The sequence below is a fragment of the Corynebacterium nasorum genome (assembly GCF_032821635.1).
In the GTDB taxonomy this organism is placed as follows: Bacteria; Actinomycetota; Actinomycetes; order Mycobacteriales; family Mycobacteriaceae; genus Corynebacterium; species Corynebacterium kefirresidentii.
Genome location: NZ_JAVBIE010000006.1, coordinates 32,691 through 52,438, shown reverse-complemented (window position 1 = coordinate 52,438; position 19,748 = coordinate 32,691). Strand labels below are relative to the sequence as shown.

Below are 19,748 nucleotides of genomic sequence, written 5' to 3'. Positions count from 1 at the left end.
CTCGTGCTAGGACTTAGCAGGCCGAGCTGGGCCACTGCGTATTGGCTTGAGCGAGGTCTTCGGCAATGGATGTAAGGACCGCCTGGGTGGAGGCGTACTGCCCATCAGGAGACGAGGCAATTAATGCTACGGCGACATCGTGCCCGCCCAACCGGACGATACCCATCTGGCGCACATCGTAAGCACCAGCGGGGTTCGGCCCCCAGCCGCCCTTCATCAAGGCGCCCGGCTGGGTGCGTAGGCCATAGCTTTGTGCAGGATCGGCGACTCCCATGGCGTCTATAATCGGCTGAGCTCCGTCCACGCAGCGCAACCCAGCCATAAACTTAGCCTGGTTGCCCACGCTCCACATGGTTTGACCAAAGGCCGTAAATTCAGGGCGGGTGACCTGGGATTGGACTTGGGTGGCGGTATCGCCTGCCTCCGCAATAACGCTTTGGGCGGCGTGTGCGGCCACGGTCGGCTCCCCTAATGCTGCCCACGCGGCCTTGGCGGCCTCGTTATCGGAGTAAGTAATTGCAGAGGACACCAGCTGGCTATCGGCAACACCCGTACGATGCGCCGCAATAAGCACGGGCACCTTGGAGGTTGACCACGCGGCTTCGGGAGCGGTGCGCCCAGCCTCGACGGTAGAGGTGCCATCGGAGACCGCAATGCCCACATTTCCGTGTTCTGCCACAATGCGATCAAGTACGGCTTGAACGTCATCGGCAGGGGCTGCGACCGGAGGTTCCGTGGAGTCGGACGGGGCGCGCTCGGCAGCAGGGGCTGCGGATGAGGACGCAGTCGTTGCAGACGTGGTCTCTCCGTACAAGGGATCGGCCGTGCCGCGTGCCTCGGTATTGACAAAAGTAGGGGAATTATCCGCTGCATCCTCAGCGCTTGCGCACGCGCCCAGGGAGAGTGCGCAGGCGCTGAGGGCAGCTGCCGGGCCCCAGGCCCGGCGGATAGGGAACGTCATGAAAACTAGCTTAGGCTAGTGGGCGAAGTGGCGGGTGCCAGTCAGGTACAGCGTAACGCCGGCTTCCTTGGCCGCTGCAATGACTTCCTCGTCACGGATGGAGCCGCCGGGCTGGACTACGGCCTTCACGCCGGCGTCGAGAAGCACCTGCAAGCCATCGGCGAATGGGAAGAAGGCGTCGGAAGCTGCGAAAGAGCCCTTGGTGCGGTTGGCGCCATCGGCCAGGGTATTGGCGCGCTCGACGGCGAGCTTGGCAGAGTCAACGCGGTTGACCTGGCCCATGCCCACGCCCACAGTGGCATTGTCCTTAGCCAGCAAAATCGCATTAGATTTCACCGCGCGCACGGCGCGCCAGGCGAACTCGAGCTCAGCCATATCGGACTCGTTGAGGGCCTCACCTGCGGCCAGGGTCCAGTTTGCTGGGTCATCGCCCTCGGCCTGGTAGGTATCTGGCTCTTGAGTGAGCACGCCGCCGGAGATGTACTTGCGCTCTTCGTGCTGGTCTTCGTGTTCTGCTTGCAGCACGCGCAGGTTCTTCTTGGCCTTGAGGACTTCGATGGCGCCGTCCTCGTAGGAAGGAGCGACGATGACCTCGGTAAAGATTTCCTTGACCTGCTCGGCCATCTCCACGGTGACCTCGCGGTTGACGGCGATGACGCCGCCGAAGGCGGACATCGGGTCACACGCATGCGCCGCGCGGTGGGCGGCGGCGATGGACTCTTCAGAAACGGCAATGCCACAAGGATTGGTGTGCTTAATAATTGCAACGCAGGGGCGCTCGTGGTCCCAAGCGGCGCGCCAGGCGGCATCCGCATCCTGGTAGTTGTTGTAGCTCATCTCCTTGCCGTTGAACTGGGTGGCATTGGCAAGGCCCGTAGAACCGATGCGGGTGATGGTGGCCTTTTGGTGGGAGTTTTCGCCATAGCGCAGCGGGGTGGTTTGGCCTTCCTCGCTCAGCTGGTCCACAAACCAGGCGGAGACGGCCGCATCATAATCCGCGGTATGCAGGAAGGCGTCGCGGGCCAAGCCGCGGCGCTGCTCTAGAGTAAAGCCCCCGTTGTTGATGGCCTCCACAGCCTCGTCATAACGGGAGGGATCTACTACCACGGCAACAGACGGGTGATTCTTAGCGGCCGCGCGCACCATAGACGGGCCGCCGATATCGATCTGTTCCACGCAGCCATCGAAGTCCGCGCCAGAAGCGACGGTCTCGCGGAAGGGGTACAGGTTGACCACGACGAGCTGGAAAGGCTCTACCTCGAGCTCGGCGAGCTGGTTGAGGTGTTCTTCCTTGCGGGTATCGGCCAGGATGCCGGCGTGAACGCGCGGGTGCAGCGTCTTGACGCGGCCTTCCAAGCACTCTGGGAAGCCGGTGAGCTTTTCTACCGGAGTGACCTCGATGCCTAGGTCCGCGATCTTCTTCGCGGTGGAGCCGGTGGAGACGATTTCTACGCCTGCCTTATCGAGGGCGCGGGCCAGATCCTCCAGCCCGGTCTTGTCGTACACGCTGATAAGAGCGCGCTTTACCTGCTTGCGGTCTTCGCTCATGAGGAGGATTAAGCCTTTCGAAAAGTCTTAGTCTGCGAGTTGAATAATAAGTTCCTCATTGTGGACGTCTGCTGCGCGCAGCACCTCCACGATGAGATCGCGCTCTACTTGTTTGATGCGCTCGTGGAGAGTGGACTCATCATCGTCCGCCATGATGGCTACGGATCGCTGCGCGATGATGGGTCCGGTATCCACTCCCGAATCCACAAAATGGACGGTAGAGCCGGTGATCTTCACGCCATAGTCTAGGGCGTCGCGCACGGCGTGCGCTCCCTTGAAAGCTGGCAGCAGCGCCGGGTGGGTATTGATGGTGCGGCCTTCGAAGCGGTCAAGAAATTCCTTTCCCAGGATCTTCATAAAGCCCGCAGAAACAACAACGTCTGGCTGCGCAGCATCTACTGCGTCAACCAGACGTTGATTCCATTCGGCGCGATCGGCACCTAGCGCCACGACCTCGGTATCGATCCCGTGGTCCTGTGCGCGCGAAATACCGTGGCATTCCTTATCCGCCACCACCTTCACCACTTGGTAGTGCCCTGCTTGGGCATCCACGATGGCTTGCAGCAGTGAACCCGTTCCAGAAACGAGCACCACCACTCGGAGGCGTTCAGGGTCAGCGGTATAGCGCGGAGGCATCGGTGAAGTCACGCGCTATAGCCTAGTCTCTCTCCCCTTCCGCGGAGGAATTTTCGCTCGAGGAAGCCTGCTCGCTCTCCCCCATTTGGTCCTTGAGCTGTTGGCTAACCGGCTTGGCGACGCCCCTTTTCTTCTCCTCAGCGTCCTCAGGTTCGTCCGATTCCTCGTGTTTCTCAGATTCCTCCGGTTCCTCCTGCTGCTTCGCCGCATCCTCAGCTGGGGTGCCTTCTTCCCCATCCGCGGCTGCGTCAGGGGCGGAGTCATCGGGCTCGTTCTCAACTACTTCGGCGTCAACGATCTCTGGATCGGTGATGGGCTCGCGCTCCGGTTCAACTGGGGTCTCGTCGGTTTCAGCGGCGGCCTCAGGGGCGTCGTCTTCAGCGGCATCCGAATCGGGAGTATCAGGGGCCGTGACACGTGCCGTGCGCGCCGCGCGCCATGCCACAAAGGCAAAACCTGCGGCAACGGCGCTGCCGACAACGGCCATCCACAGGGCGGTTAGGCCTGCGGCGGTCCACAGAATCGGACCGGTGGCGCCGTAGTAGCCAAGGTCGCCGCTGACAAGGTAGCAGGCAATAAACATCACTACCGCGGAGGCCACCGTAGCTACTAGTACGTCCTGGAAGCTTGGCCGCTTTTTATATAGGGCGTAGATTGCGGCGCCGAGCGGGACAACTAGAAGCACTACGGCCCAGCTAGGCGCGGAGGCCGGGATTCCACCGGTAATCGGCAGCGGTGGCAACGGCACGAGGTGGGCACTAAAGAGGCTGACCGAACCTTCGCCGATGGAAAACTCTGAGCCCACCACCACCGCAGCGGTGCTGACGATGGCATTGGGAATGTATAGCAGGCTCACTAGCACTAGTCCGGCCACACCTAGACCGGAGACCGTGGGATATTCATCCATCATCTCGCCCTGGCGAGAAATATTGAGGAGGAAAACCACCGCAAAGACTACGGCGGCACCAATGGCTAGGTAGCCGAGGTAGCGAAGGGCGATCTGAGTGGCGTCGACAATCTGGCGCGGCACCCCATAACGCTTGGCCAATGCCCGCCACAAGCGCGAGCCCATGCCGGCTGCCATAGCAGCAAGATGTAGAACAATAACCCGCAGCAAAGCCTGTGCCAGGTTTGGCGGGGAGACATCATAGACCTTGCCCGCGTCCCACAGCATCAGCCAGGCGATGATGGTAAATACCACTGGCACGCCAAGGACGCAGCTAAGAAGAATAAGCAAGTCTTTGACGCTGACCTTGTGCTTAACCGCGTTACGCACGCGGACTGCCACGACCGCAGCCAAGATGAGCGCGGGTAAGGCGGGCAAGAAAGACATGTGCACTTCGGCCGCCGAGACTGGCGCGAGGTTAAAGACCATCCATGACTCCGCCACGATGGTGTACCACCACGCCATGGGTGAGCCGGCCAGCATAAGACCACCGAGGGCAATGGCCATAATGATAAGGACAATGACCACGTTGGGCACTGCCGCCGTGATAAGCATGCGTCGGATGCGGCCGGCCCTAGTCAGCGGCGCAGGAGTACGGCGCGCTTTGGCTTTAGATCCGGCCTTTCGGGCGACACGTTGCGCCGATCCAGAGGGCTGGCGGGCCCCGCTGGGATGGGGCGCGCGTGGGGTGCGCTCCGTGCGCACCGTCCTGCCCCGCGCCTGGCTACGCGGGCGGGGCGTTGACCGAGAATGGGGGCTGGTGTTTTTGTTCATCGGCGTCCACTTTGCCACTTTCCGGCAGCAGATCTGGGGTGGCGCGACGAGGTAGCCATAAAATCACCGGCGACACCCCTGCACCTTGACCACACATATATATTAGGAGTATAAAATCTACCCCGGTTTCACACCTTTAACTCTGGCTACAGTAACATGAATGGAAAGTTATCGGTTTTATACGACCCACACGCAGCCCGAGTGGGATCTTGGTCGCAGTAATAATATGCCATTCGGATTATGTTGCCTGCTCGTGGGCAATTCCCTCGAGCAACGCCTAAAAATTTCTTAATTTGGGTTGCTGTTATCTTTTCGAGACGCTACTGTTACATCTCGTTGGTAACAAGAAGGTCACAATCTCGTAACTAACTCGGTGGGGACGTAACACTCAGATTGCGCAGATTGTGAAAAAGACGAAAGAAGACCTAATGCGAAGCAAAGTTCAGCGTGGCGCCGGTCGCCATCGCAAGATTGTCACCTCGCAGACCGCGAAGGGCCGCATCGCCGTAATGACGGTTGCGGCAGGTGCCGTATCCACCGCCGGCGTAGGTGGCGCAGCCGCTGCAAACATCCAGTCTGATGACGCGGCCACTACCAAGACGCAGTCCGTTGACTTCGAGCTCGCTTCTGATTCCACCCAGGTTGAGGACGCTGCTGAGGCCCCCGTTGATACCACTCCGCAGATCCTCAATGTAGCTGAAGCAAAGCCGGTTGCAGATCTATCCGATCAGCTCAACAAGGCCATCCAGGCTTCCGAGGAGCGCGCCGCCGCTGACGAAGCCGCTCGCGCACCGTCCGTAGCCCGCCCAGCCGAGGGTGCATTCACATCCCCATTCGCTATGCGCTGGGGCACCTTCCACAAGGGCGTCGACATCGCCAACTCTCCCGGCACCCCCATCCTTGCCGTCATGGATGGTACGGTCATCGACTCCGGTCCAGCTTCCGGCTTTGGCCAGTGGATCCGCATCATGCACGACGACGGCACCATGACCGTTTATGGTCACATGCAGACCCTTGACGTGGCCGTTGGCGAGCACGTGCATGCCGGCCAGAAGATCGCCGGCATGGGCTCGATGGGCTTTTCCACCGGCTCCCACCTCCACTTCGAAGTTCACCCGAACGGTGGCGAGGCAATCGATCCGCAGCCTTGGCTGGCTGAGCGAGGCATCGACCTCTAAGGCTCCCACCCAAACACCTTCTTGTTAAGCGCCGCAGTGGCTTTCCTGCGGCGCTTTTTCATGTCCACAATTGCCCCTAAAGACACCAGCGCCGGCTCCCGACCACCGCGGCTGCAGCCAACCTTCCCCAAGACGACTCAAGTGCGTCGCAGCCTTCCCATTGCGCCTCCAACAAATGGCAAGCCCCGTCGAGACAAGCGCTCCACCACCGGACCTAGACACAAATTGCGCCGCACAGGCAAGTCCAGCGCTCAGCCTTGTCGCAGGTAAATACACATTTTCCGCTAATCACTGGGTTTGAACGCAACACGCCATTTCCAGAGCGGCATACCCACCCCCAAAGTCTACCCCCAGTCCCTAAACCAACACTTCACACACGCCACTCTAGTCACATTCGTAACACGCGCAACAAGCTGGCATGTTCGAATAATTTCGAATTTTTCCGCCGCTACCAGCGTTTTTTAAGATTGCGCGGGCCGTTCAGGCGGGCTAACTTTTAACTCGTTGCCACGAGCGATTTCGAACGCAAGCATTTCAGCTTTCGGCGTGTCGCGGTTGGCAGTTGCAAGACGCCGCCCTCACTAGGGCGCAAGCGTCCCGAGACCATGCAAGCCATGAAAAGGACTTAAGATATGAAGCGCATGAACCGCGCACGCAAGAACGTGGCGCTGAGCATCGTTACGCTCGGTACCGTACTTGCTACCGGCACCACCGCTTTTGCTGCAGAGCCAGTGGCTAGCGTGGACGTATCGGACGGCTCTTCCGAGCCCACCGCTACGAACGTAGATGACGCCGGTGTGGTCGACGCCCTCGTGGGCTTGGCCACCACTACCGTAGGCGTTCTCAACGGCGAGGCTACCCCGCAGGTAGATGGAAACGAATCCGGCGGAGTAAATATCGTCTTGGATCCGGGTTCTGTACCGGGATTGAAAGAAGCATTCGCTCCCCAGGGAAATCACTCTGGACTCACCACGAAGCGCGGCAAGGACTCCGCGGGCAATACAGTGGTCTTTCCTACCTCCGGCACCCTTACCTCCGGCTTCGGCCAGCGCTGGGGCACCATGCACAACGGCATCGACGTAGCAAACTCCGTGGGCACCCCGATTGTGGCGGTCATGGACGGCACCGTCATCAACTCCGGGCCAGCACAGGGCTTTGGCAACTGGATCCGCATCCAGCACGATGACGGCACCATCTCCGTCTACGGCCACATGTCGGCAGACCAGCTCAAGGTAAATGTGGGCGACCACGTGACCGCGGGTCAAGAGATCGCCGGCATTGGCAACGAGGGCCACTCCACGGGCCCGCACCTCCACTTTGAGATTCACCCAGGTGGTGGAGCACCCGTTGACCCAGTCTCCTGGTTCAACGAGCGCGGCATTTCGGTCTAGAGCTTTTCCATCGGCACTCCGCCGATGAGCATCAGCCGGACCTTACCGGAAGAACCAAAGTCCACGGTGACCGTGGCACGCTTACCGGAGCCCGACGTCTCAATAACGGTACCGAGCCCGTACTTAGCGTGATTGACACGGTCACCCACGGCCAGGTTGAAGTTATTGTTCTTAGGCATTGAGGTTGCCGCCGGCTTGCTAGTGCGTTGCGATGGGGAAGACGCAGCGCACTGGCCACCGCGGGCCCCACCTCTGCCCCACCCAGACCAGTCGCGGCCGTAGGAACGACCATATTGGTAATCGTCCTCACCCCACGCACCGGTTAGGGAACTATCGGAGTCTTCGCGCTGCCAGTTGATGAGGTCTGCAGGGACCTCGCCGAGGAAGCGGCTGGCAGGATTAGTCACCGGGTTGCCCCAAGCCGAGCGCAAGATGGCACGGGTGAGATACAACTGTTCACGGGCACGAGTAATGCCCACATAGGCTAAGCGGCGCTCCTCGCTCAACTCCTTCGGGTCACCGAGAGAGCGCATATGCGGGAATTGGCCATCCTCCCAGCCGGTCAAAAAGACCACGGGGAACTCGAGGCCCTTTGCGGTGTGCAGAGTCATCATGGTGACCACGCCAGTCTCCGAGTCAGGAATCTGATCAGCATCAGCCACCAGCGACACCTTTTCCAAGAAGGCCTGCAGCGAGCCCGGCGCGGCCTCACCCTCCTCCACTAACTCGGAAGGATCCACTGCATCTGCACCCGAAGCAGCCAGCTGGTTCGCGGCCTCTGAGGTAAATTCGCGTGCCACCGATACCAACTCATTCAAGTTATCGAGGCGCGCGCCATCTTGCGGATCGTTCGAGTTTTCCAATTCCGCCTTGTATCCCGTGGCATCCAAAATGGCGGTGAGCAGCTCACCCAAATCCGGCTGGCCAGTAACCTCATCGCGCATGGAAGGGATCTGATTGCGGATGCCCTCCATCATCTCGTTGAATTTGGTGACCGCGTTAATGGCCCGGGTGGCTAGGCCAGGCACTTCGCCACGAGGGACATCGGCAAGCGCCTTGCCAAAGCTAATGCCGTGGTTTTCTGCATGGAGGGCAATGTGCCCTTGTGCTTTATCCCCAATGGCGCGCTTGGGCACATTGATAATGCGGCGCAGGCTCACCGTATCATCCGGGTTATCCAGGATGCGCAGGTAGGCCACCATATCGCGGATTTCACGCCGCTCATAAAAGCGCGTTCCACCGACCACCTTGTAGGGAATTCCGGAGCGGATGAAGATATCTTCCAGCGCACGGGAGGCATTATTGGTGCGGTACATGACCGCGATATCGGAATAGCTGCGCCCCTTATCCGCCAAGGAATCAATCTCGGAGGCGATGAACCGCGCCTCATCGTGCTCGTTATCGGCAACGTAGCCCACGATCTGCTCGCCTTCACCGTGGGCCGTCCACAGGTTCTTCTCGCGTCGGTTCTCATTTTTAGCAATAACGGCGTTGGCCGCATTGAGAATGGTCTGGGTAGAGCGATAATTCTGCTCCAACAGGATGGTATGTGCTTGCGGGTAGTCGCGCTCGAATTCCTGGATATTGCGGATGGTCGCACCACGGAAGGCATAAATGGACTGGTCGGAGTCGCCCACCACGCACAGCTCGGGCGCGTCAGGGCCGAGCTCTCCCCTGCCCACGAGCGCAGCAACCAGCGCATACTGGGCGTGGTTGGTGTCCTGGTACTCGTCAATAAGCACGTGCTTAAAGCGCCGCCGATAAAATTCCACCACCTGCTGGTGCTGGGTGAAGATCCGCACCACCTCACCGATGAGATCATCAAAGTCCACGGCATTGGCCGCGCGCAAGCGGCGCTGGTATTCGGCATAGACCTGGGCCACGGTGGTATCAAAAGGATTCTTGGTCTGTTGCGCCGCCTCCAGCGCGGATTCGGGGCCAATGAGCTCGTTTTTGTGGTTTGAAATCTGATTGGCCAGCACCCGCGGGGTGTATTTTTTCAGATCCAGCTGCATGTCCTTGGCAATCATGGACAAAAGCCGGCGGGCATCATCGCCATCGTAGATGGTGAAGTTGGTATTAAGGCCTGGGACGAGCTGCGCATTTTGACGCAGGATGCGCACGCAGATGGAGTGGAAGGTAGATACCCACATGCGCTCGGCCACAGGGCCAACTAGCCCGCCCACGCGCTCCTTCATTTCCGCGGCGGCCTTATTGGTAAAGGTAATGGCGAGGATCTCCCACGGATTTACCCCACGGTGGCGCATGAGATAAGCAATACGCCGGGTAAGCACGGCGGTCTTACCGGAACCGGCGCCGGCCACAATGAGCAGCGGGCTTCCAGAGTGGGTTACGGCCTCAAGCTGCTGTGGGTTAAGGCCCTCGGTCAAAGCATCAGAGGATTCGGGTTGCGGGCTCGCCCCGCGCGGTGCGCCGAAGCCACCGAAGGGGCTTGGGGCGGGCGCACCACCGCTAGACGGGGAAGGACTAAAAGGAGAGTTTTCGTTCATAATGCCTACCAACCTACTAGCCCCCTCGGACACGTCCCGTATCCGCCGTGCGAGCTGCTATTTCCTTTTGCACGAACGGGTGGCACAATATGGTTTTATGACCGCAGAAGATAATAAGGACATCGTCAATAATGGCTTGGACATCCGCACGCCCTCGGGCACGGATGATCCCCTTTCTGATGCGGAGATCCAACAATATCGCGAAGAAATCAACCGCATGGACCGCATCATTTTGGATGCTGCCAAGCGCCGCACGGAAGTCTCCCAGGCCATCGGCCGCACCCGCATGAGCTCCGGCGGCACCCGTCTCGTTCACACGCGCGAGATTGCAATTTTGAATCAGTTCCGCGATGAACTCGGCGAGGAAGGCCCCACTATTGCCTCGGCGCTGCTGCGCATGGGCCGCGGGCGGTTGGGCTAGCCGAATAATTACTGGCCAGCCGATACTATGCAGTATCCTGGCTAAGCATGAATGCAGTTCTCATCGCCGTCATAGTCATGCTCGTGCTCGCCCTTTTGCGCGTGCATGTGGTGGTGGCTCTCTTCTTGGGTGCCATCGTCGGCGGGCTCATGTCCGGCATGGGACTCGATGCCACCATGGTTGCCTTCCAAGATGGCTTGGGCGGCGGCGCCAAGATTGCGCTGAGCTATGCCCTCTTGGGCGCTTTTGCGATGGGCGTGGCCTCAGCCGGGCTGCCGCAAATCCTGGCGAACTTCCTCATTCGCAAGCTCGGCGGCAGCGGCGAAGCGGATCCCAAGGCGGCCCTAGCCACCAAGTGGATGCTCATCCTCGGCCTCATCGCCATGTCCGTGATGAGCCAAAACCTCATCCCGGTTCACATTGCTTTCATTCCACTTATCGTTCCGCCGCTGCTTAAGGTGATGAATAAGCTGCGCCTAGACCGCCGGCTCATTACCACCTGCCTGACCTTTGGCCTTATTACCACCTACATGTTCATCCCGGTGGGCTTTGGCTCCATCTACTTAAACGACATCCTGTTATTTAATATCCAGCAGGCAGGGTTGGATACCTCGGATATCAATATCATGCAGGTTATGGGTGTGCCGGCGCTCGGTATGCTCGCAGGCCTGCTCATCGCTATTTTCTTTAGCTACCGCAAGCCGCGTAACTATAAGGACCTACCCATCGCCGCTGCGGAGCACCAAGAGACCCCTTCTACCTATAAGGTCTGGGTTTCCGTCGTGGCCATCATTGCCACCTTTGCGGTGCAGATTGTCATGCAGGCGCTCGACTTCGAATCCGATGGCCTCATGGTCGGCGCACTGACCGGCCTGGGTATTTTGCTACTGACCGGCGCGGTGGATTGGAAGCATGCCGATGACGTTTTCACCAATGGCATGAAGATGATGGCACTCATCGGCTTCATCATGATCACCGCCCAGGGCTTTGCCTCGGTCATGACGGCCACCAATGAGGTCGGCCCACTGGTGGATGCCACCGCTAACCTCTTTGGCACCAATAAGGTCCTTTCCGCCGGTGCCATGCTGGTGGTGGGCTTGGTAGTCACCATGGGCATCGGCTCGTCGTTTTCCACGCTGCCCATTATTTCCGTTATCTACGTTCCGCTGTGCATGTCGCTGGGCTTTAGTCCCGCGGCCACCGTTGCGCTCATTGGCACTGCAGGCGCGCTTGGCGACGCCGGCTCTCCCGCCTCCGATTCCACCCTCGGCCCCACCGCGGGCCTCGGCGCGGACGGCCAGCACGACCACATCCGCGACTCGGTCATACCCACCTTTATCCACTTCAATATTCCGCTGCTCATCGCCGGCTGGGCAGGCGCACTCATCCTCTAGAAGGGCCCGACGCGGTTGCCCTTTCTGGACTACGGTGGGAGAGGTAAATGTTGCCAATGCGCTAGTTGCCAGAAAGGCCAACCATCATGGATATCACCGCATCTGCCCAGTGGAGCGATCTCGCGAAGGCATATGAGACCAAAAAGGATCTCAACCTCCGCGAGCTTTTTGCCGCCGATGCAGACCGCGCCCGCAACTTCACTTTCGACGCCGCCGGTTTGCACGTCGATCTATCGAAGAATTTGATCGACGGGGACGTCATCAAGCAGCTGGTGGAAGTGGCCAAGGCCGCCGACCTAGAGTCCCGCCGCGATGCCATGTTCGCCGGCGAGCACATCAATAACACCGAGGATCGCGCTGTATTGCACACCGCGCTGCGCATCCCGGTCGAAGATGACTTAAGCGTAGATGGCCAAGACGTCGCCGCCGATGTCCACGAAGTCTTAGGCCGCATGCGCGACTTCGCCAGCGCGCTGCGCTCCGGCTCCTGGCTGGGGCACACCGGCCACACCATCAAAAAGGTAGTCAATATCGGCATCGGCGGCTCCGACCTCGGCCCGGCCATGGCAGCCAAGGCACTGCGTTCCTACGAGGTCGCTGGTATCTCCGCAGAGTTCGTTTCCAACGTGGACCCCGCCGATATGGCCGCCACGCTCGATGGCCTGGATGCCGAATCCACCCTATTTATCATCGCCTCCAAGACCTTCACTACCCAAGAAACGCTGACCAACGCACACGCCGCGCGCCGCTGGCTCATCGAGCAATTCGATGGCGATGAATCCGCCGTGGCCAAGCACTTTGTCGCCGTATCCACCAATGCAGAAAAGGTAGCCGAGTTCGGCATCGATACCGAGAATATGTTCCCGTTTTGGAATTGGGTTGGCGGCCGCTACTCCGTGGATTGCGCCATTGGCCTGTCCCTTATGTGCACCATTGGACCGATGGACTTCATGCGCTTCCTGGAGGGCTTCCACGCCATGGACGAGCACTTCCGCACTACCCCGCTGGAGGAAAACGTCCCCGCACTCATGGGCCTCCTTGGCGTCTGGTATACCAACTTCTTCGGCGCCCAAACTCACGCCGTGCTGCCCTATTCGCAGGACCTCGGCCGTTTCCCGGCCTACCTGCAGCAGCTGACCATGGAATCTAATGGCAAGTCCGTACGCCGCGACGGCACCGCGGTCACCGTCCCGTCTACCGGCGAAATCTACTGGGGCGAGCCAGGCACCAATGGCCAGCACGCTTTCTTCCAGCTCATGCACCAAGGCACCCGCCTCATCCCGGCGGACTTTATTGGGTTTGCCCGCCCGAAGCAGGACTTCCCCACCGCCGATGGCTCCGGCTCCATGCATGATCTGCTCATGGGCAACTTCTTTGCCCAGACCAAGGTCCTGGCCTTTGGCAAAACCGCGGAAGAAATCGCGGCGGAGGGCGTCGATGAGGCCATCGTGCCGCACAAGGTCATGCCAGGCAACCGCCCGACCACCACCATCCTGGCCGAGGAGCTGACCCCCGCCGTTCTGGGCGCGCTCATCGCCCTCTACGAGCACATCGTGTTTACCCAGGGCGTTATCTGGGATATCAACTCCTTCGACCAGTGGGGCGTAGAGCTGGGCAAGCAGCAGGCCAATAACCTGGCACCGGCAGTCTCCGGCAAGGAAGAAGCCGCATCCGGCGACCAATCCACCGACGAGCTCATCGGTTGGTATCGCTCCAACCGCTAACGCCCACTTTGAGCCGCCTTATCCCCTCCCACCCACTCGGCGGAACGGATAACGCGGCTGCTTTATGGCCTCGCTCGCCCCACGGAGATGTAAAACAAGCACGTTCTGCCCTAAATCAGCGCGAAATTGGGCAGAACGTGCTTGTTTTGTCAGCGGAATGCGGTTTAGAGCTTGACCATCGGCTCCCAGCCGAAGGGAATGTCCTCCGAGTTCACAATTCGGCGGCCAAATGGGAAGCAGGTCACCGGGATCATCTTCAGGTTGGCTAGCGCGGCCGGAATGCCCACGATGGTCACTACCTGCGCCGCTGCGGTAGTGACGTGGCCAATGGCCAGCCACAGGCCGGCGACTACGAACCACACGACATTGGAGAAGGTGGACATGGAGCCGCTGCCCTTCACCGGCTGCACCACCGAGCGGCCAAATGGCCACAGGGCGAAGTTAGCCATGCGGAACGACGCCACGCCCGCGGGGATGGTGACGATGAAGATGCAGGCAATGATGCCAAAGAGGAAATAGGCAAGGGCTAGGAGGAACCCGCCGGTGATAAACCAAACGATGTTAAGAAAGGTACGCATGTCCCCCACACTAGCGCGGGAGTCTTAGTGCGCGGGGTGAAGTGGCTGACAATGTGGGCACCACCAGATGATGCGCTCGAGTTCGCCTTCATCGCCGCCGGCATCCACACCGCCGAGTGCGCCCTTGGTAATGAAGGTGCCGCAGCGGCGGCAGCGCTTGCGATTGCGCCCGAAGACATAGGTGGTCTCCCCGGCGCGGCGCACGCCGGTGGTCACGCGCACCGGGGAGGTGCGGTTGGCCCACATGATGCGCCGAGAGATGTCGAGGATGCGGGCGGTATCCACCTCGGATACTGGTGTGGCCGGGTGCACCCCTGCTAGGAAACAGGCCTCGGCGCGGTATTCATTGCCGATGCCAGCGACGACCTTTTGGTCGAGCAGCGCCGCGCCAATGGCGCGCTGGGGACGGTTATTGAGCCGCCGCAGGGCTTCTTCGCGGTCCCAGTCGGGGTCGAGAATATCCGGTCCGAGGTGGGCGATGCGTTGGTGGTATTGGTCGGCGGGATAGATATCCACGAAGCCTAGCTGGTGACCAACGACCTCAATATCGCGCGGGGCGTTGGCTAGCTGCAGGACGATGCGCGCGGTATGTCCGGACTTGCGCCAGCGATCGCCTGCGTAGTGGATGGCCCAGGTACCTTCCATCTTGAGGTGGGTGTGCACGATGGTCTGGTCGAATTGCATGAACAGGTGCTTGCCGTAGGGCCAGACGCGCTCGCACACCATGCCGTCTAGGTGCGCGGTGGCGTAGCGCGGCACGCGTACGGAACAGCCGGTGACCTCGCGGCCGGCCATGAACTGCAGGCGGTTGGATAGCTGCAGGACGGAATCGCCTTCGGGCATAACACCTCCAGTGGATCTTTAGCGACGGTACCCGCCGCGCGGGCGGAAGCCACCATTATTGCGCGGAGCGGGTGGTGGGTCATCAAAACTGAGTTCTTCGATGGCCTCGCTCGCGCGGCGTCCTGCACGTGGGGTGCGCGGGGCGGCGGCGCGGGCAGAGATGCGCACGCCCTTAGGCGTTATGCCGGCGCCGGCGTCGCGCAGGTGGGCCGCCGCATCGGTTTTATGAATGGGGCTGCCATTGCACTTTTCGATAACCAACGGGGACAGCACTCCCCTTGCAACCATATCCGTGAGCGCGCCTACCAGGCGGGGATATACCTCCGCCGGGTCGATGCCTCCCGGCAGCGATTCCAGGAAGGTGGTGAGGGTTTTCCCGCCGCGGGTGAGGTGGGCGATGGGTAGGCCGTCGATAAGCACTACCAGCGCGCCGGCCGCACGGGTAGGCCCGCCGGTGGCTTTGCCGTCGGCATCGTCGCGCTGCGGCCACGGCAGGGCCGCACCGTAGGGATTGGCCGGGTCGCAGGCGGCGAGGACAAAGGTTTCGGGCTCGGTGGTTCCAGACGGCCAGCCGGTAACATCCGGGGAATCGGCCAGGCCGCGCAGGCGGTCGATGATGGCGGGGGTAGAAAATTGGGCGGCGCCCAGCCCATCGATGACATAGCCGCGCATGGCCTTGCCGGATTCTTCGAAGCCGGAGAGCACCTTATAGGCCAGCGCAAAGCCACCGAGCACGTCTTCGGCCACGACGGAGCCGCGGGTGAGCACGCCGTAGCGGTCGAGCCAAGCCTCGCCGTGTGCCACAGACCGCGAGGTGGCATCGGTAGCGGCAGACACAGCCAGCGACCATCGGCCCATGACATCGGGCGGGGTCTGCGCGGCCGCAGCATTGTGTGCTTGGGCAAAAGAGGTGCGCCCCATGCGCAGGCGAGAGCGGGTGGGCCGCCGCTTTGAGCGATGCGCGGTGCGGCCTGAGCGCGAACCGCCGGAAGACAACCGGGTACGCAACGGCGCGAAGGAATCGGGGCTTACCAAGCCCATCTCCACCAAACCCCAGAGGGCCTCACGGGTTTCCTCGGTAGTGCCGGGGACCTCGGCGGCGATATCGGCAAAGAGGAAGCCGCCGCCGCGGCCCAAGACATCAAGGATGGCGCGCTGCAGCATGCTCACGCCCTCGCCATCGGTTTCCGGGGCTAGCTGGGCCGCGTAGTCAGAAGGCAGCAGCATGATCCAGGGGTCTGCCGCACCGGCCTTGCCGGCGCCGAGGATGAGCACCTCGCCATTGGAAGTGAGCTCATCGAGCATGGTGGGCGAATAATCTCCCACCCGCGCGGGCAGGATGAGCGATTCCCACGCGGAGGCCGGCAGGCGCACCCCGGCTAGCTGCTCGATGACGGAAAAGACGCCATCGGCCCCGCGCAGGGCCGGGCGCTTTCCGGCCGGTGCGATGCTATGCCACTCCGGCAAAAAGCGGGCAAAAGTGGCACCTGATACCGGCTCGGTAGCAGCACGCGCGGCGGCGAGCGAACGCGAGCGGATGGTCTTGAGCACCGCTGCGGCGCAGTATTCCTGCTCGTCGACGCCCTGGCGGTAGCGGCCTTCTACTACCCCATCAAGCGCGCCGAGGACGGTATGCGCGGCAGAGACGGAAATGCCGAAGGCCGCGGTGAGATCGCGCAACACGAAGGGCCCACGGGTGCGCGCCCAGCGCGAGACCAGCTGCGGCAAGGCATCAGAAATGGTTGCCACTTGGGCGGGGATGCCGGGAGGAATGGGGATACCGAGGGCGTCGCGAAGCAGGGGTGCATCCTGGGACTGGGCCAAGTGCTCGCGCCCGCCAATGCGCACGCGCATAATCCGCGTGCCCAGCTGGTCCAGTGCGGATAGCGGCACGTCGGTGTGCTCGCCCAGCTCGTCTACGGGAATCGGCCCGAGCACGCGCAGCAGGTCCGCCACCTCCTCGGTGGTACGAGCTCGGCGCGAGGGATCGGTGCGTTGGAGCTGGGCGTGGACCTCGGCGATAATCTCTGGATCGAGCAACTCGCGCAGCTCCACCGTGCCGAGCAATTTGGCCAATAGCGCAGGGTCGAGGGCCAGGGCGCCCGCGCGCTTTTCTGCTAATGGGGAATCGCCCTCGTACATGAACGCGCCGGTGTAGTTAAACAGCAGCGAAGAGGCAAATGGCGAGGGCTGTTCGGTGGTGACCTCCGCAATACGGATGCGGCGGTGGCCCAGCTCCCGCATGACTTCCGTAAGAGCTGGGACATCGTAGACGTCCTGGACGCACTCGCGCACCGTCTCCAAGATGATGGGAAAGGACGGGTACTTGCGCGCAACGTCCAAAAGCTGTTCGGCGCGCTGGCGCTGCTGCCACAACGGCGCGCGCTTGCCGGGATTGCGCCGAGGCAATAACAGCGCACGCGCCGCACACTCGCGGAAGCGGGAGGCAAAGAGCGCGGAGTTGCCCACTTGCTCGGCCACGATATCCGCTATCTCATCGGCATCGAAGGCGAAGATGGCCCCATCGGGCTCGGATTCTGCCTCCGGCAGGCGCAGCACAATGCCATCATCGCCAGCCACGGCCTGCGGATCCATGCCGGTGCGTTCGCCCACCCGGGCGCCTACTGCTAGCGCCCATGCGGAGTTGACCGGCCGGCCAAACGGGGTATGCAGCACCACGCGCCAATCGCCCAACTCATCGCGGAAGCGCTCGAGCACCAACGTCCTTTCATCCGGGATGACACCGGTTGCTTCATTTTGCTCCTGCAGATAGGCCACGATATTGGAGCGCGCATTATCATCGGCATCCGCAATGATATCCGGCGAGGAAAAGACCTCGCGGCGATACTCACCTAGCGCCTTGCCCAATTCATAGGGGCGGCCCGTGCCATCGCCATTCCAAAACGGCAGGCGCCCGGTATGCCCCGGCGCGGGCGTGACCAATACCTGGTCGCGCGTAATGTCCTCGATGCGCCAACTGGTAGCGCCCAAGGTAAATACATCACCTACCCGGGACTCATAAACCATCTCCTCGTCCAGCTCGCCTACTCGGCGCGGAGCGCCACCGGAGCCCTCACCCGAACCGGTATAGAGGAATACTCCAAACATGCCCCTATCCGGAATCGTGCCGCCGCTGGTCACGGCCACCCGCTGAGCACCAGGCCGCGCGGTCATCACTCCCGTCACTCGGTCATAGACCACGCGGGGTTTAAGTTCCGCAAAGTCCGTGGACGGATACACACCGCTTACCAGGTCCAGTACGGAGTCATAGACCTCCCGCGCCAGATCGCGGTAGGGCCAAGCGCGGCGGACCATCTCGTACCACTCATCGGCATCGAGCCCGTCCTCGCCGGCCGCAGCCACGGCCGCCACCGTCTGCTGTGCTAGCACATCCAACGGGTTGCGCGGGGTATGCATTTCCTCAATGAGCCCGGCGCGCATCCGCGATACCGTCAGCGTGGACTGCACCAGATCCGCGCGGTGCTTGGGATAGAAGGACCCGTGCGAGACCGCGCCCACAAAGTGCCCGGCGCGGCCCACGCGCTGCAAGCCGGAGGCCACGGAAGGCGGCGATTCCACCTGCACGACTAGCTCCACTGCACCCATATCGATGCCCAGTTCCAACGAGCTCGTGGCCACCACGGCCTTGAGCGTGCCTTCTTTCAGCATGGTTTCAGTCATCGCGCGCTCATCCTTAGACACCGAGCCGTGGTGGGCGCGGGCGATAACCGCCGGGGCCTTGCCGGCGACGTCGACCTGCTTCATCAGCTGGGCTGGGTCCCGGCGGGTTTCGGGCGACAGCGAATCCGGATCATGCTCTTGCGCATAGAGCTCATTGAGCCGGCTGGTCAGCCGCTCGGCCGTGCGCCGAGAGTTGACAAATACCAGTGTGGAGCGATGCGCCATGATTTCCGCATAGAGGTCATCTTCAATAAACGGCCAGATGGACTTGGCCGTGGGCAGCGCGGACTCATCCACGGAAGGAGAGCTGATGCCAATCGCATCATCCACCGTCATCTCCCCGATGGTGGAGCCTTGCTCCGGTGTGGGCAAATCGGACATATCCTCTACCGGCACATGCACGTCCAGCTGCCACTTCTTCTCCGCGGCCGGCGCGACAATTTCTACTGGGCGGTTGCCGCCTAAGAAATTCGATACCGCAGACAGCGGACGCACGGTGGCTGAAAGTCCGATACGCTGGAAGTCCCCTGCCACCTGCTGTAGGCGCTCCAAGGTCAGCGCGAGATGCACGCCGCGCTTAGTACCAGCCAGGGCATGAATCTCATCGATAATGACGGTATCCACCGTCTTCAAAATCCCCGCTGCCTTGGAAGTCAGCATCAAATAGGCTGACTCCGGGGTGGTAATCAAGATATCCGGCGGCTTGCGCACCTGCCGCGCACGCTCCGCCGAGGGCGTATCGCCCGAGCGCACGCCCACCGAAATATCCGGCACATCGAGCCTTAGGTTCTCCGCGGTGCGCGCGATACCGGTCAGCGGGGCGCGCAGGTTATTTTCCACGTCCACACCCAGCGCCTTAAGCGGGGAAATATACAGCACCTTCACCCCGGCGGCGGATCCGGTAGTCCCTGAACCCACCGGCAGCGCCAGCTGGCCCTCGCGCTCGACCAAATTATTCAGCGCCCACAAGAACGCGGCGAGCGTCTTACCGGAACCGGTAGGGGCCACTACAAGGGCGTGCTCACCGCGGGAAATCTTCTCCCAGGCCTGCGCCTGCACGGCGGTGGGGGCGGCAAATACATCCCGAAACCACTGCGCTACTTGGGGCCGGAAGCGGTCGAGGATGTTTTCTGGCATGCCCACACTCTAGTCCGCGTTGTAAT

General features: G+C 61.4%; 13 protein-coding genes. 5 read left to right on the top strand and 8 right to left on the bottom strand.

Annotated features, from left to right (window positions below; genetic code table 11):
* Positions 1-13: 13 nt before the first annotated feature.
* Genes RAE07_RS06420 through RAE07_RS06405 form a run of 4 tightly spaced genes read right to left on the bottom strand, consistent with a single transcriptional unit; the run spans position 14 to position 4,646 of the window.
* Positions 14-961: a hypothetical protein gene (locus RAE07_RS06420; protein ID WP_023021981.1), complete on the bottom strand. Its 948-nt coding sequence runs from the start codon at positions 959-961 to the stop codon at positions 14-16.
* Between the two features lie 15 nt (positions 962-976).
* Entirely contained in the window at positions 977-2,509 is a 1,533-nt protein-coding gene (purH, locus tag RAE07_RS06415) for a bifunctional phosphoribosylaminoimidazolecarboxamide formyltransferase/IMP cyclohydrolase (RefSeq protein ID WP_023021982.1), read from the bottom strand.
* 27 nt (positions 2,510-2,536) lie between these two features.
* A complete protein-coding gene (purN, locus tag RAE07_RS06410; RefSeq protein ID WP_023021983.1) occupies positions 2,537-3,145 on the bottom strand; it encodes a phosphoribosylglycinamide formyltransferase in 609 nt (202 codons plus the stop codon).
* A gap of 22 nt (positions 3,146-3,167) precedes the next feature.
* The gene (locus RAE07_RS06405; protein WP_023027763.1) at positions 3,168-4,646 is read right to left on the bottom strand and encodes a cell division protein PerM; all 1,479 of its coding nucleotides are present in this window, start codon (positions 4,644-4,646) and stop codon (positions 3,168-3,170) included.
* A 647-nt stretch (positions 4,647-5,293) separates the two neighbouring features.
* Between RAE07_RS06405 and RAE07_RS06400 the strand changes: the two genes are divergently transcribed.
* Both RAE07_RS06400 and RAE07_RS06395 read left to right on the top strand, forming a co-directional pair.
* Positions 5,294-6,043, top strand: coding sequence for a M23 family metallopeptidase (locus tag RAE07_RS06400; RefSeq protein WP_023021985.1), 750 nt, complete (start codon positions 5,294-5,296; stop codon positions 6,041-6,043).
* Positions 6,044-6,675: 632 nt separating this feature from the next.
* Positions 6,676-7,434, top strand: coding sequence for a M23 family metallopeptidase (locus RAE07_RS06395; protein WP_023021986.1), 759 nt, complete (start codon positions 6,676-6,678; stop codon positions 7,432-7,434).
* Here RAE07_RS06395 and pcrA read toward each other — a convergent pair.
* The gene (pcrA, locus tag RAE07_RS06390) at positions 7,431-9,944 is read right to left on the bottom strand and encodes a DNA helicase PcrA (RefSeq protein ID WP_239207973.1); all 2,514 of its coding nucleotides are present in this window, start codon (positions 9,942-9,944) and stop codon (positions 7,431-7,433) included. The genes RAE07_RS06395 and pcrA overlap by 4 nt on opposite strands.
* A 97-nt stretch (positions 9,945-10,041) precedes the next feature.
* On the opposite strand from pcrA, the gene RAE07_RS06385 reads away from it, so the two are divergent.
* From RAE07_RS06385 to pgi, 3 genes are all read left to right on the top strand, one after another.
* Entirely contained in the window at positions 10,042-10,365 is a 324-nt protein-coding gene (locus RAE07_RS06385) for a chorismate mutase (protein WP_239207972.1), read from the top strand.
* Positions 10,366-10,412: 47 nt separating this feature from the next.
* Positions 10,413-11,759 carry a Na+/H+ antiporter family protein gene (locus RAE07_RS06380; protein WP_239205209.1) on the top strand — a complete coding sequence of 449 codons (1,347 nt, stop codon included), beginning with the start codon at positions 10,413-10,415 and terminating at the stop codon, positions 11,757-11,759.
* Positions 11,760-11,845: 86 nt separating this feature from the next.
* Positions 11,846-13,483 carry a glucose-6-phosphate isomerase gene (gene pgi, locus RAE07_RS06375; protein WP_316328287.1) on the top strand — a complete coding sequence of 546 codons (1,638 nt, stop codon included), beginning with the start codon at positions 11,846-11,848 and terminating at the stop codon, positions 13,481-13,483.
* A gap of 164 nt (positions 13,484-13,647) precedes the next feature.
* Here pgi and RAE07_RS06370 read toward each other — a convergent pair whose 3' ends face one another.
* Genes RAE07_RS06370 through RAE07_RS06360 form a run of 3 tightly spaced genes read right to left on the bottom strand, consistent with a single transcriptional unit; the run spans position 13,648 to position 19,722 of the window.
* A complete protein-coding gene (locus RAE07_RS06370; protein ID WP_200287948.1) occupies positions 13,648-14,061 on the bottom strand; it encodes a YccF domain-containing protein in 414 nt (137 codons plus the stop codon).
* Between the two features lie 24 nt (positions 14,062-14,085).
* Entirely contained in the window at positions 14,086-14,904 is an 819-nt protein-coding gene (locus tag RAE07_RS06365) for a DNA-formamidopyrimidine glycosylase family protein (RefSeq protein ID WP_317001555.1), read from the bottom strand.
* A gap of 18 nt (positions 14,905-14,922) precedes the next feature.
* Entirely contained in the window at positions 14,923-19,722 is a 4,800-nt protein-coding gene (locus RAE07_RS06360; RefSeq protein ID WP_317001554.1) for an ATP-dependent helicase, read from the bottom strand.
* Between the last annotated feature and the right edge of the window lie 26 nt (positions 19,723-19,748).

Bases quoted from the DNA above. Each gene is read 5' to 3' on its own strand.
- RAE07_RS06400 (WP_023021985.1), top strand. From the start codon at position 5,294: ATGCGAAGCAAAGTTCAGCGTGGCGCCGGTCGCCATCGCAAGATTGTC.
- RAE07_RS06405 (WP_023027763.1), bottom strand. From the start codon at position 4,646: ATGCTTATCACGGCGGCAGTGCCCAACGTGGTCATTGTCCTTATCATT.
- RAE07_RS06365 (WP_317001555.1), bottom strand. From the start codon at position 14,904: ATGCCCGAAGGCGATTCCGTCCTGCAGCTATCCAACCGCCTGCAGTTC.
- RAE07_RS06360 (WP_317001554.1), bottom strand. From the start codon at position 19,722: ATGCCAGAAAACATCCTCGACCGCTTCCGGCCCCAAGTAGCGCAGTGG.
- RAE07_RS06395 (WP_023021986.1), top strand. From the start codon at position 6,676: ATGAAGCGCATGAACCGCGCACGCAAGAACGTGGCGCTGAGCATCGTT.
- purN (WP_023021983.1), bottom strand. From the start codon at position 3,145: ATGCCTCCGCGCTATACCGCTGACCCTGAACGCCTCCGAGTGGTGGTG.
- RAE07_RS06370 (WP_200287948.1), bottom strand. From the start codon at position 14,061: ATGCGTACCTTTCTTAACATCGTTTGGTTTATCACCGGCGGGTTCCTC.
- RAE07_RS06380 (WP_239205209.1), top strand. From the start codon at position 10,413: ATGAATGCAGTTCTCATCGCCGTCATAGTCATGCTCGTGCTCGCCCTT.
- pcrA (WP_239207973.1), bottom strand. From the start codon at position 9,944: ATGAACGAAAACTCTCCTTTTAGTCCTTCCCCGTCTAGCGGTGGTGCG.
- RAE07_RS06385 (WP_239207972.1), top strand. From the start codon at position 10,042: ATGACCGCAGAAGATAATAAGGACATCGTCAATAATGGCTTGGACATC.
- purH (WP_023021982.1), bottom strand. From the start codon at position 2,509: ATGAGCGAAGACCGCAAGCAGGTAAAGCGCGCTCTTATCAGCGTGTAC.
- pgi (WP_316328287.1), top strand. From the start codon at position 11,846: ATGGATATCACCGCATCTGCCCAGTGGAGCGATCTCGCGAAGGCATAT.
- RAE07_RS06420 (WP_023021981.1), bottom strand. From the start codon at position 961: ATGACGTTCCCTATCCGCCGGGCCTGGGGCCCGGCAGCTGCCCTCAGC.